This is a genomic window from Myroides phaeus (assembly GCF_900099675.1).
Lineage (GTDB): Bacteria > Bacteroidota > Bacteroidia > Flavobacteriales > Flavobacteriaceae > Flavobacterium > Flavobacterium phaeum.
The window spans coordinates 14,320-27,770 of the sequence record NZ_FNDQ01000022.1 but is presented as its reverse complement, the minus strand read 5'-3'; the positions used below and the strand labels follow the sequence as shown (position 1 = coordinate 27,770).

Genomic DNA, 13,451 nt, shown 5'->3' with positions numbered 1-13,451 from the left:
AAATACCCCCCTATTTTCGAGTAAATGTGGTACTTGTGTCGAACATGTGTCGAACATGGTACAATCAAAACACTTATAAGCCGTGGTGTTATTGGGAATGAAAGCGGTATGCCTTTAAGACAAAAAAACGTTGTAGCACAATCTAAAACGCTTTTTTGTATTTTATTTGCGTTACAATAATTTAAAACCTAGTGTTTATAGTACTTTGTGTGTATTGTGTGGAAATCGTATGATAGCATTATAGAGTCATAATATTTTTATTTGGGAAGCATTTGAACATAAATCAAAACAATTCTACTCCCTAATTTCTCTAAAAAAGCAGAAAACCAGCTTTAACATACTGTCAAAAGCAGTCACTTTTAAGGCTTTTTAATTCTTATAATTTTACACTCCTACATAATAAAATTGTTTGTACTTTAGTAAAGATTTGTAAATCTTTACATTAAATCACAAAACGTGATATTTTATATTCTATAAATTTTATCAAGCTTTATAAATGATGTACCTTATATTTTTAAACCAGAATGCGGTTTATACATTGTTTTTTTTCATATATTTAATACAAGGTTATTTACGATATTAAGAAGAGTAATTTATGACAGAGGCAGAAATTGAAATTGAAAACAAAGCTATCGCAAGAGAGTATAAAGAACTTCTCCAAATAAGTTATCAAACTTTAACTGACGACGATAAAAAGTTAATCAGAAAAGCGTTTGACGTAGCTGTAGAGGCACACAGACCTCAACGCAGAAAATCTGGAGAGGCATATATCTTCCACCCAATCGCTGTTGCTAAAATTGTAGCAAGCGAAATTGGTTTGGGACCTACATCTATTGCTTCAGCTTTACTACACGACGTTGTAGAAGACACAGACATTACAGTAGAACAAATAGAAGAATGGTTTAACCCTAAAATTGCTAAGATTGTTGAAGGGTTGACTAAAATGGCTACGTTTGAACCTGACCCGCATATTTCTATGCAGGCAGAGAACTACCGAAAAATGCTATTGACGTTGAATGATGACGTACGTGTAATCCTTATTAAAATTGCTGACCGCTTGCACAATATGCAAACAATGGACAGTATGGTGGATTATAAACAAGCCAAAATTGCTTCTGAAACATTATATATCTACGCTCCTTTGGCGCATAGACTTGGTTTGTTTAACATCAAAACAAAATTAGAAGACTTAGGTCTTAAATATACTGAGCCCCGTGTTTACAAAGACATTGTAAACAGAATGAAAGAGAGCAAGGAAGAACAAGATGCGTATATTAAATCGGTGAGTGATACGCTAAAAGCTTCTTTGGATGAGGAACATATTGAATATTCAATGAAAGGACGTCCAAAGTCTATCTACTCTATCCGACGCAAAATGAAAGCACAGAACGTAACTTTTGACGAGGTGTACGACAAATTTGCTTTGCGTATTATTTATAAGTCTAATCCTCACGATGAGAAATTCATTGCTTGGAAAATTTATTCTATCGTAACTGACCATTATCGCCCAAGCCCAAACCGCTTGAGAGATTGGATTTCTGCTCCTAAATCAACTGGATATGAAGCCTTGCATATTACTGTAATGGGCCCAAAAGGTAGATGGGTTGAAATTCAAATCCGAAGTGAGCGAATGGACGAAATTGCAGAGAAAGGTTATGCTGCTCACTACAAATATAAAAATGGGGTTACAGAAGAAAATAACCTTGATATCTGGTTAAATCAACTGAAAGAGGCATTAGAAAATGCTGAAACTGATGCAGTGGATTTTGTGGAAGACTTTAAACTTAGTTTATATGCTAAGGAGATTTATATTTTTACTCCTAAGGGTGAAATTAAATCGCTTCCTAAAGGGGCTACTGCCTTAGACTTTGCTTTCTCTATTCACTCTGAGGTGGGATTACACACAAGAGGAACTCGTGTGAATGGTCGTTTAGTTCCACTAAACCACGTATTGTCAAGTGGTGATCAGGTAGAAATTATTACTTCTGAAAGTAAAAAACCAAATGTAAGTTGGTTAGATTACGTAACTACTTCTCGTGCGAAAAACAAGATTAAAAGTGCACTAAACGAGGATACAAAGAAAATCGCAGACGAAGGAAAAGAACAGTTAATCCGTAAATTAAAACACCTTAAAATTACATTAGACGAGAATGTAGTAAATGAAATGGTAGCTCACTTTAAAGTGAAAACAAGCCAAGAGGTATTTTATCGCGTGGGTTCTGGAATGATCGATAATACACAACTGAAAGAATTTGCAGCTAATAGAAACAACTCCTTATTTAATTTCTTTAAAAAGACTATTAAGAGAGCACCTTCTATTCCTATAAATGATGCCGCAAGCGGAAAAGTACCCGATTTATTAGTTTTTGGTAAGGATGAAGAAAAGCTAAATTATAAATTGGCTACGTGTTGTAATCCTATTCCTGGAGATGACGTATTTGGCTTTGTAACTATTAATGAGGGAATCAAAGTACATAAAACAGATTGTCCGAATGCTATTAGTATGCGTTCAAACTATGCTTATCGAATTATACCTGCTAAATGGGTTGATTCTCAAACTGCAATGAACTTTGAAGCTACTATTAATATTACTGGTTTGGATTCTGCTGGTTTAACTACTGATATCACTAAGATTATTATGGAGAGTAAAGTGGTTAATATTCGCAGTATCTCATTAAGTGAAAATGCGGGATTATTCAAAGGTTCAATCACTGTAATTGTTCCAAATAATGACGTGTTAAAAAAAATGATGATGAACATCAAAAAGATAGAAGGAATTGACAAAGTGTCAAGAGTTAATCCTTCTTAAGAATAATTAAAAGTTATATGAATATAGATGAAGCTTATTTTTATTTTTCGTCTGAAAAGAAAATAGCTCTATATTTGCACCTAAGATATTTTGAAAATGGGAAGTGAAAAAAATCAAGAAATCGTTAAAAATGTTTTTACGAAGTTCTTAGAAGACAGAGGGCATCGTAAGACTCCTGAGAGGTATGCTATTCTACAAGAAATTTATGATAGTGAAGATCATTTTGATATAGAGTCTCTTTACATCAAAATGAAAAATAAAAACTATAGAGTTAGTAGAGCTACCCTTTACAATACTATTGAAATATTGCTTGAATGTGGATTGGTTAGAAGACACCAATTTGGTCAAAACCAAGCACATTATGAGAAATCATATTTTGACAAACAACACGATCATATTATTTTAACTGACACAGGTGAAGTAATTGAATTTTGCGATCCTCGTATTCAGACGATCAAAAAAACGATCGAAGAGATCTTTAATATAGACATCCATAATCACTCTCTTTACTTCTATGGTTCAAGAAAGAATCCGGAAGCTGAGGCTGAGAAAAAGGAAAACAACTAAAAATAAAACAATTTAACAACACAAATAATGACAGTAGACTTACTACTAGGCCTGCAATGGGGCGATGAAGGAAAAGGTAAAATCGTTGATGTACTTACTTCTAAATACGACATTATTGCACGCTTTCAAGGTGGACCAAATGCTGGACACACTTTAGAATTTGATGGTATCAAGCACGTACTACGCACTATCCCGTCGGGTATTTTCCATAAAAATTCTATGAACATCATCGGAAACGGTGTTGTAATTGATCCAGTGGTATTTATTAAAGAAATTGAAGGACTTGAAAAATTTAATATTGATATCTACTCAAGATTATTGATTTCAAGAAAAGCTCACCTTATTTTACCTACTCACCGTTTACTTGATGCTGCTTCTGAAGCTGCAAAAGGGAAAGCTAAAATCGGTTCTACATTAAAAGGAATTGGCCCTACTTATATGGACAAAACTGGTAGAAACGGTGTAAGAGTTGGTGATATTGAATTAGCTGATTTTAAAGAGCGTTACCGCGCTTTAGCTGACAAACACGAAGCAATGATTAAGTTCCACGATGTGGATTTACAGTATAATCTTGCTGAATTAGAAGAGGAATTTTTCGCTTCTGTTGAACAACTTAAAAAATTAACTTTCATCGATAGCGAGAACTACGTTAGTACAGCGTTAAAAGATGGAAAATCAATATTAGCAGAAGGAGCTCAAGGGTCTTTACTTGACGTTGACTTTGGTACTTACCCATTTGTTACTTCTTCTACTACTACTGCTGCTGGTGCGTGTACTGGTTTAGGAGTTCCTCCAAACAAAGTGAAAAACGTATTCGGTATTTTCAAAGCATACACTACAAGAGTTGGTAGCGGTCCATTCCCTACTGAGTTAAGCGACGAAATCGGAGCTACTATGGCTAATGTAGGTCGTGAGTTTGGATCAGTTACAGGTCGTGCAAGACGTTGTGGTTGGTTAGACTTAGTTGCTTTAAAATATGCAGTTGAAGTTAATGGTGTTACTGAATTGTATATGATGAAAGCTGACGTGCTTTCTGGTTTTGAAACTTTAAAAATCTGTACTGCGTACAAATATAAAGGAGAAGAAATCGATCATTTACCTTACAACATCGAACCAGAAAACGTTGAGCCAATCTATACTGAAGTAAAAGGATGGAAAGCTGACTTAACTGGAATGATTTCTTACGAGGAATTACCTTCAGAATTAAAAGAATACATCACGTTCATTGAAAAAGAACTTAATGTGCCTATTAAAATTGTATCTGTTGGTCCTGATAGAACGCAAACAATCGTTAAATAATACACTAAAACACTTCTTCGGAAGTGTTTTTTTTATCTTTTTACTTTCCTAAATATAATTTATTCTTAACTAAAATCTTTGTTCACATTTTTTACTTAAATTTGACAAAAATATATCGACTTGAGAGCAATACATTATTCTGTAATTTTTATACTTTTCACGTTACTTAGTTTTAGTCAAGACAAAAAAAAAATCATTATACATCACGCTGATTATTCAGATATTAACCAACAGGTTTTACCCGATGCGGTAATTCTAACGGGGAATATTTCTGCGGAACACGATGGTTTAAATATGACGTGTAACAAAGCATATTACTTCGAAAAAGAAAACTACCTTAAACTTTTTGGTAACGTACACATTGTCCAAGGGGATACCCTGACGATGAATAGTAAATACGCTGAGTATAATGGAGCTAATGGTTTTGCTTACGCACAAGGTGATGTACTTTTAACGTCTCCGGACTCTACAATGGAAACAGATACTCTGAAGTATGATCGTTTCCAAAATTTAGTGTTCTACGATTCTCACGCTGTGATTAATAACAAAGGAAATATATTGGAGAGCCAACGTGGAAAATATTTCACAGAAGAAAAGAAGTTTCAATTCTTCACTGCTGTTACAATTACTTCTGAACAAGGAACTGTAGTTAAATCAAATCACTTAGACTTTTATGAAGTACCTGAACACGCTTATGTTTATGGTCCGTCAACGGTTACTAATAAAGGGGATTACATTTATACTGAAAATGGTTTCTACGATGTTAAAAGTGATATCGGAAAAATGGTAAAAAACTCGTATATATGGTATGACCAGCGAAAAATAGCTGGTGATTCTATTTACTATGCGAAACAAAAAGATTATGCTTCTGCTACAAATAATGTGGTTATTACGGATACAATCAATAAAGCTAAGATTACAGGGCATTATGCTGAACTATACAAAGCACAAGATTCAATGTATGTTACAAAGAAGGCTTTGGTTAGTATGAAATCGAAAGAAGGTGATTCTGTGTATATGCACGCTCCTCGCATCTTATTGACAGGAAAAGATAAAGAAAGGGTTATTCGCGCTTATAAAGATGCTCGAATTTTTAGAGATAGTATGAGTGGTAAGGCAGATTCTATTCACTGGAGTGAAAAAATTGGACTGACACAAATGATAGGAAAACCTGTATTATGGAACGGAGACACACAATTAACAGGTAGATTAATTCATATGCTTAGCAATATGCAAACTGAGCAAATGGATTCAATTAAGGTTATAGATAATGCTTTTGCTATTCAAAAAGATTCCATAGGCACTGGATATAATCAATTGAAAGGTGTTAACTTATATGGTAAGTTTAAAGAAAATAAACTTTCTGAACTTGACCTTATTAAAAACGCCGAAATCATTTACTATATGTATAATGATAAAAATGAGTTAGTAGGAATTGACAAAGGGATCTGTAGTCATATCAATGTAACTTTTGACGATGGCAAAATTGCCACTGCTACCAAGTTCGTAGCTCCGTCAAGTGACTTGTATCCTGATGCACTACTACCTAAAAACGCAAGATTACTAAGAGATTTCCTTTGGAGAGGAGATGAAAAAATCAACTCTTTGGACGATATATTTACTGATGAAGAACTCTTAAATGAAAAGAAAACAGAAAAGGAAAGAGATGATAAAAAAGCAGGATTTGACAAGCCGTTAGAACTGCAACCAGAAACGATGCCTACTTCCTCTTCTCAAACAAAAGATAAGAAAGTAGAAAAGAAAAAAGAAGAAAGAGTACCTACTCCTCTTCAAATTCAAAATAATACTGCACCTGTTAAACAGTTACAACCAAAAGCACAAGTGCAAAAGATTACAAAATAGACAATAAAAGAATCAAAATAATGAAAGAAGATTTTTTTAAATACCAAGCTCAGACATCACCGAATCCTTTAGCTATGCAAGTGTCATACGCAAAAGGTTCATACATATACGACAATAACAACAAAGCTTACTTAGACTTTGTAGCAGGTGTATCTGCTTGTACCCTTGGACATCAAAACCCTAAGGTGAATCAGGCAATAAAAGACCAATTGGATAAATACTCTCACGTTATGGTTTACGGTGAGTATATTCAAGACCCGGCTGTTGAGTTTTGTAAAATATTAGCAGAGAACATCCCTGCTCCACTAAACAAAACATACTTAGTAAACTCTGGTACAGAGGCAACTGAGGGAGCTTTAAAACTTGCAAAAAGAGTAACTGGTAGAAGCCAACTTATCTCTTGTTTTAACGCTTACCACGGAAATACGATGGGATCAATGAGTGTAATGGGGTTTGAAGAACGCAAACGTGCTTTCCGCCCCCTATTACCAGATGTTGATTTCATCCACTTCAACTGTGTGGAAGATTTGCAAAAAATAACCACTAAAACGGCGGGTATCATTCTTGAAACGATTCAAGGTGGTGCAGGTTTTGTTGAACCATTTGACGGATTTTTGACTAAGGTTAAAAAGCGTTGTGAAGAAGTTGGGGCTTTGATGATTGTTGATGAGATTCAACCTGGTTTTGGAAGAACGGGTAAATTATTCGGTTTCCAAAATTACGATGTTGTACCTGACGTAATCGTTATGGGTAAAGGTATGGGAGGTGGAATGCCTGTTGGTGCTTTTACTGCCAGTGATAAACACATGGATATGTTATATGACAATCCGAAGTTTGGACATATTACTACTTTCGGTGGTCACCCTGTGATCGCGGCAGCGTCTTTAGCAACGTTGAAAGAGTTAGTTGAAACAGACTTAATGGCGCAAACTCTTGAAAAAGAGAAGCTGTTTAGAAAGTTATTGGTTCACCCTTTAATTACAGATATTAGAGGTCGCGGACTGATGTTAGCACCGATGACATTGAGTGCAGATATAACAAATCGTGTAATCATGAAATGTCAAGAAAAAGGATTGATCTTATTCTGGTTGTTATTTGAAGGAAAAGCAATACGTATTACTCCGCCATTAACAGTTTCAGAAGACGAAATAAAAGAAGGATGTGCTATGATTATTGAGGCACTGAATGAAGTACAAAAAGAATTAGGATTATAATTTCTAATTTACAAACACATATTATTATATGCATTTAAATAACGACGAAGAAGAAAATAAATTATCTCTTTCTCGTTTTGAGTCGATGCTTAAAACTAACAAGGTTTTATTTTTTGACTCTGAAGAATTTGAGAACATCATTTTGCATTATCTCGATTCCGGGAAATTGAATTTAGCAAAAAAGGCTCTTAAATTAGGATTAGAGCAACATCCTAACTCAACTGGTTTAAAATTAGTAGAGGTAGAATTATTATTATTTCAGAATAAACTTGAAGCAGCGGATAGATTGTTAAACGAGATCGAAATACTTGATCCGCAAAACGAAGAAGTATTTATTCAACGCGCAACAGTTTATTCAAAAAAAGGTAACCATTTAGAGGCTATTGAGTCTTTGAAAAAAGCGTTAGAATTAACAGAGGACTTGGCTGATGTCTATTCTCTATTAGGAATGGAATACCTACTTGTAGATGATATTGAGAAGGCAAAAGAAAACTTTATCTTGTGTTTAGAACACGACGAAGAAGATCAATCTGCTTTATACAATGTTGTGTACTGTTTTGATTTTTTAAGCGAGAATGAAGAGGCAATTACCTTTTTAACTGGCTTTATTGATAGAAATCCATATAGTGAAATCGCTTGGCACCAATTGGGAAGACAATATTTCACGATTAAGAACTATAAAAAAGCTGAATGGGCATTTGACTATGCTACGCTAATTGACGAGGAATTCGTTGGCGCATACTTAGAAAAGGGAAAAACTCTTGAAAAGTTAAACAGGTTTGAAGATGCCATTACTAATTACTTAGTTACTTTGGAGTTAGATGATGCTACTTCTTTTGTACTAATGCGTATTGGAGCTTGTTATGAACAATTGAATAACTATACGCAGGCCTATCAATTTTACAAAAGATCAGTACACGAAGATCCAATGCTTGACAAAGGCTGGATTGCCCTTACCGACTTGTGTATATTAGAAGAGAACTATGACAAAGCGTTATTCTATGTTCAAAAAGCAATTCAGATTGACGAGTTTAATGAAAGATATTGGATTAGATATGCTGTCTTAAACAAAAGTTTATTGAATTTTTCTGAAGCTGAACGCGGTTATAAAATAGCAGCTGAACTCGGAAATTACATTGTTGAGAATTGGACAGGTTGGGCAGATGTATTATATCTTTTAGGAGAATATGAGTCATCAATTCAAAAATTGTTGCAAATAGCAGATTTTCATCCTGAAGAAGCAGACATCGACTACAGATTAGCCGTTGTTTACTTTACAATTCACGATATTGATAGAGGTACTGAGTACTTAACTACTGCCTTAAACAAAGACTTTGACAAGAGAACAATCATTCAAACGTTCTTCCCTACTCAATGGGAAAACCCACTTGTTCAAAATATAATTAAGAGATTTGAAACTAAATAAAGCTATTCTTTTGAATAGCTTTTTTTCTTATATTCATACTCGAATTTCAAAGGATGTTTTACCTCAGTAATCCTTCGATTAAAACTACTAACTAAAATGACTAAACGCTACGGATTAATTGGGAAGAATATTGATTATTCCTTTTCAAGAGCCTACTTTGCAGATAAATTTGATAAAAAAAAAGATAGTAACAGTACGTATGAAAATTTTGATATTGACAAAATCAGCCTGTTTTCTGATATAATTGAAGCTAATAAAAATATTACTGGCTTAAATGTAACGATACCTTACAAACAAACCATTATTCCCTATTTAGATAGCTTGAGTAAAAAGGCTAAAAAAATAGGAGCTGTAAATACAATTCAGATTACTAAAAAAGGAAAATTAAAAGGATATAACACCGATTGGTATGGTTTCTATCATTCGATTAAACCTTTGTTGAAAAACAGCCATAAAAAAGCTTTAATTCTTGGTACTGGCGGCGCAAGTAGAGCAATTGAATACGCTTTAAACAAACTGGGAGTTAAATACCAATTTGTCAGTAGAACAGCAAGTGAAGATAGTTTAGCTTATAGCGATTTGAATGAAGAAATTTTATCTGATCATACAATCCTTATAAATACGACTCCCGTTGGTACATATCCTAATATTGACCAATACCCAGAAGTACCAATAGACTATATAACGAACAAGCATATTGTATATGACCTAATCTATAATCCAGAGGAAACAATGCTAATGAAGTTAGCAAAAGAAAAGGGAGCAATAGTCAAGAATGGTTACGAAATGTTAGTACTACAAGCAGAGAAAGCTTATAAAATATGGAACAGACCATTCCCTCGAGATTAAGAATAGAACAAAAACTGCTATTAATCTTATAGCAAAAAAAAGGGATTATTCATTTTTTTTTATTAAATTTGAGAAGGTGTCATATATATCGCACTTTATATTTATTGTTTAACTTAAGAGTTTTCACAAATGTTAGAACAAAAGAATGATAACCTGCACGAGCAAGCAGATGGACAAAAACCGGAATCAAATTCAAGTGAGGTTGTCCCAACTGATAAAGAAAAAGCTCTCGATTCCATCAACGCTTCTAATGCTGAAGAGGGAGAAGATTTAGCTTTGCATGAACAAGTAGATATTCCAACTATTGACTATGAAAAGTTGGATATGGAAAAGTTAACGCACGAACTTCACAAATTAGTCAAACATCACAAGGTAACAGCTATCAAAGACATTGCTGAAGAAATCAAAAAAGAATTCTTTCGCAAGTACAATGAGTTATTGGATGAGAAAAAAGAGACTTTCTTAGAAGAAAATCCTGATGCTTCTGAAGCAGACTTCGACTTCCCCTTACCTATAAAAGTTGAATTCGATAAAGAATATGACGAATTTAGAACGTTGAAAAATGCATACTACAAGCAATTACAAAACAATCTAAATACAAATCTGGATAAGCGTCTTGAAATCATTGACAAACTAAAAAACTTAGTTGAAAACAGTGAGCAAGGAACAGATTCGCTAAAACAATTAGCAGAATTAAGAGATGCGTGGAAATCTGCAGGTCCTATCCCTAAAGATAAATACAATCACGTATGGAATAACTATCACTTCCAAATTGAAAGATTTTATGATCAACTTCACTTAGATAGAGAATCAAGAGATTTAGATTTCAAATATAACTTAGAACAAAAACAAAAGTTAATCGCAAGAGCACAAGAATTATTATCTGCTAATGATGTAATTAAAGCTTTTAGAGAATTACAAACGTTACACCGTATTTGGAAAGAAGAGATTGGTCCCGTTGACAGAGAAATTAGAGAACAAATCTGGGAGCAGTTTAGTGATATTACAAAACAACTACACGATAAAAGAGAACTGCTATTCGATAAATTACGCGTGGTAGAAAAAGAAAACTTAAACTTAAAAGTTGCTATCATTAGTGAAATTGATCAATTGTCTAAACAAAAGATTACAAATCACAATATTTGGCAAAAAGAGATTAAACGCGTTGAAGAATTAAGACAGCGCTTCTTCTCAATCGGCAAGGTACCTGTTGAAAATAATGAAGCTGTTTGGGATTTGTTTAAATTAGCAACGAGAAATTTTAACAGTAGTAAAAATACTTTCTATAAAGAGCTTAAAAAAGACCAGCAAGACAATTATGCGAAAAAAGTTGCCTTAATTGAAAAAGCTAAAGAATTAAAAGATAGCGAAGACTTTGATAGAGTTACTCCTATCATGAAAAAAATTCAAGACGACTGGAAGCTTATCGGACATGTACCTCGCAAACACTCAGACCAATTATGGAAAGAGTTTAAAGAGGCTTGTAATTCTTACTTTGATCGCTTACACTCTATTAAGAATAGTGAAATGCAAGAAGAGCAAGAAGTGTACAATAGAAAAAAGGAATATTTAGACTTGATGAAAGGTTTTCAATTATCTGGAGATCATAAAACAGATCTTGCAGAAATTAAAAATCACATCAATAATTGGAAAAGCCTTGGTCGCGTTGCGCAAAATAAACGCTTCATTGAAGGGAAGTTCAATAAAATACTTGATGTTCTATTTGACAAGCTAAGTATGAGTAAACGCGAAACTGAAGCTGTTAAATTTAATAATCGCTTAGAGTCTATTTTAGAATCTAATGATAAAAGAAAACTTCAAAATGAAGCTGTGTTTATTCAACGTAAGATAGATGAAATTAATTCAAATATCTTACAATTAGAAAACAACTTAGCATACATCCAAAATGCAACAAATGACAATCCATTTGTAAAAGAAGTAAATAAAAATATTGAAAAACATAGAGATGATTTAAAAATCTGGGAAGATAAATTAAATCAAATCAGAGAAATGGATAATGAGTAACAAAAAAGGGAACAGTTAACTGTTCCCTTTTTTGTTTAGTTTTCTAATATACGAAAAAAGCCCAATGACATAAATTCATTGGGCTTTTTTATCTATAATAATCTTATACGACTATTTACTTTTAGCTTCTAATGCTTTTAACTTATCGTTCATTTCTAATGCACGGTAAATATTTTTCAAAGTAGTAACAGCTGATTCATTTTCTGGATTAATAGAAATAACTTTTTCTAAGTCATTCATAGCATCTTTATAAATAGCGTGTTTTTGCTTTTGTAATGCTTCATATTTCTTATTATCGGCAGCAGAAAGACCTAAACTATTCATTTGATTAGTAATATCTTGATCTGGTTGCAATTTTAAGAAAGCCATATTTAAATAAGCATTCTCAGACTTTGGATTTACACGAATAGCATCTTCGTAATATTTACGTGCTTGATCGTATTTACCAGCTTGGAAACTTGTAACTCCTAAGTTGTATAACAATACATCATCATTAGGATTTTTAGATAAAGCCTCTTTTGCTAATTCCTCATATTTCCCCATATTATTAGACTTTAAATACAAGTCCATATGTGTTAATAATAAGTTCATGTCATTAGGATTGCTTTTTCTTGCTTCTGCAATTGCCTTTTCAGCCTCATCATACTTACCTTCTTGGTAATAAATTAAAGCTAAATTCTTAACGATTTCAGGTCTTTTAGAATCCTCTTTTACAAACTTAGGATCCGTATGTGTCCCTTGCTTAACCATTAAGTCACGCATTTTAGAATCTTTACCAAAGCTTTGTACTTGTCCTGAAGTTTTTTCAACTGCAGTGTAGTATGACTCACTTCCGTTATATCCTAAATCGATTAACTTCTTATAGTTTTTAGTAGCTGTTTCATAGTCTTTAGAATTAATAGCTGTAGATGCTGCGTAATATAAATACACTGTATCTTTAGGATTTAATTCATAAGCTTGATTAAAACGTCTTGTTGCTCCTTTATAATTTTGAGAACTATTATCTTCAATTGCTTGACCAACAACTTTAGTTGCTACTGCTGTAACTTCTTCATTAGCTAACTTAACAACTTTACTTCCTTTGTTAGTTTCGAACTCGTTTAGTTTGCGGAAAGATTCAATAATAGCATCTACATTGTTATCCACATCTACATCTTTTTGGATTTGAGCATACGCTAAATTTCCTTTAAGACCATAGAATTGTGCTTTCTCAGCATCAGATGCATTTCCTAAAACTGCTTCAACAGCTTTCAATGCAGCATTTGCTTCAACAACATTTCCTTTTTTAACAGCTTTTTCAGCGTCTTTAAGTTCTTTTTTTTGAGCCATTGTTAACCCTGATACCATCAAAGCTGACAATAAGTAAACATAACCTTTATTCATATTTATATAGTTTTTT

9 protein-coding genes are annotated in these 13,451 nt (G+C 33.3%); 8 read left to right on the top strand and 1 reads right to left on the bottom strand.

Features of this window, described 5'->3' with window-relative positions:
- Positions 1–595: 595 nt before the first annotated feature.
- The 8 genes from BLT46_RS10595 (at position 596) to BLT46_RS10560 (ending at position 12,052) form a co-directional block, all read left to right on the top strand.
- Positions 596–2,809: a RelA/SpoT family protein gene (locus BLT46_RS10595; RefSeq protein ID WP_090410026.1), complete on the top strand. Its 2,214-nt coding sequence runs from the start codon at positions 596–598 to the stop codon at positions 2,807–2,809.
- A gap of 96 nt (positions 2,810–2,905) precedes the next feature.
- On the top strand, positions 2,906–3,376 hold the full coding sequence (locus tag BLT46_RS10590) for a Fur family transcriptional regulator (protein WP_090410024.1): 471 nt from the start codon (positions 2,906–2,908) through the stop codon (positions 3,374–3,376).
- A gap of 27 nt (positions 3,377–3,403) precedes the next feature.
- Entirely contained in the window at positions 3,404–4,675 is a 1,272-nt protein-coding gene (locus BLT46_RS10585) for an adenylosuccinate synthase (protein WP_090410022.1), read from the top strand.
- A gap of 120 nt (positions 4,676–4,795) precedes the next feature.
- Positions 4,796–6,538: an OstA-like protein gene (locus tag BLT46_RS10580; protein ID WP_090410020.1), complete on the top strand. Its 1,743-nt coding sequence runs from the start codon at positions 4,796–4,798 to the stop codon at positions 6,536–6,538.
- A 20-nt stretch (positions 6,539–6,558) separates the two neighbouring features.
- Entirely contained in the window at positions 6,559–7,752 is a 1,194-nt protein-coding gene (locus BLT46_RS10575) for an aspartate aminotransferase family protein (protein ID WP_090410018.1), read from the top strand.
- Positions 7,753–7,780: 28 nt separating this feature from the next.
- A complete protein-coding gene (locus tag BLT46_RS10570) occupies positions 7,781–9,178 on the top strand; it encodes a tetratricopeptide repeat protein (protein ID WP_090410017.1) in 1,398 nt (465 codons plus the stop codon).
- Positions 9,179–9,274: 96 nt separating this feature from the next.
- Positions 9,275–10,027, top strand: coding sequence for a shikimate dehydrogenase family protein (locus BLT46_RS10565; RefSeq protein WP_090410016.1), 753 nt, complete (start codon positions 9,275–9,277; stop codon positions 10,025–10,027).
- 129 nt (positions 10,028–10,156) lie between these two features.
- On the top strand, positions 10,157–12,052 hold the full coding sequence (locus BLT46_RS10560; protein ID WP_090410014.1) for a DUF349 domain-containing protein: 1,896 nt from the start codon (positions 10,157–10,159) through the stop codon (positions 12,050–12,052).
- Positions 12,053–12,163: 111 nt separating this feature from the next.
- On the opposite strand, the gene BLT46_RS10555 is transcribed toward BLT46_RS10560, so the two are convergent.
- Positions 12,164–13,435 (bottom strand): tetratricopeptide repeat protein, encoded by a 1,272-nt coding sequence (locus BLT46_RS10555; RefSeq protein WP_090410012.1) that lies wholly within the window; start codon positions 13,433–13,435, stop codon positions 12,164–12,166.
- Between the last annotated feature and the right edge of the window lie 16 nt (positions 13,436–13,451).

What these genes read in the sequence shown, in the direction of transcription:
- BLT46_RS10595 (WP_090410026.1), top strand. Translation starts at nt 596, where the DNA reads ATGACAGAGGCAGAAATTGAAATTGAAAACAAAGCTATCGCAAGAGAG.
- BLT46_RS10590 (WP_090410024.1), top strand. Translation starts at nt 2,906, where the DNA reads ATGGGAAGTGAAAAAAATCAAGAAATCGTTAAAAATGTTTTTACGAAG.
- BLT46_RS10585 (WP_090410022.1), top strand. Translation starts at nt 3,404, where the DNA reads ATGACAGTAGACTTACTACTAGGCCTGCAATGGGGCGATGAAGGAAAA.
- BLT46_RS10575 (WP_090410018.1), top strand. Translation starts at nt 6,559, where the DNA reads ATGAAAGAAGATTTTTTTAAATACCAAGCTCAGACATCACCGAATCCT.
- BLT46_RS10570 (WP_090410017.1), top strand. Translation starts at nt 7,781, where the DNA reads ATGCATTTAAATAACGACGAAGAAGAAAATAAATTATCTCTTTCTCGT.
- BLT46_RS10565 (WP_090410016.1), top strand. Translation starts at nt 9,275, where the DNA reads ATGACTAAACGCTACGGATTAATTGGGAAGAATATTGATTATTCCTTT.
- BLT46_RS10560 (WP_090410014.1), top strand. Translation starts at nt 10,157, where the DNA reads ATGTTAGAACAAAAGAATGATAACCTGCACGAGCAAGCAGATGGACAA.
- BLT46_RS10555 (WP_090410012.1), bottom strand. Translation starts at nt 13,435, where the DNA reads ATGAATAAAGGTTATGTTTACTTATTGTCAGCTTTGATGGTATCAGGG.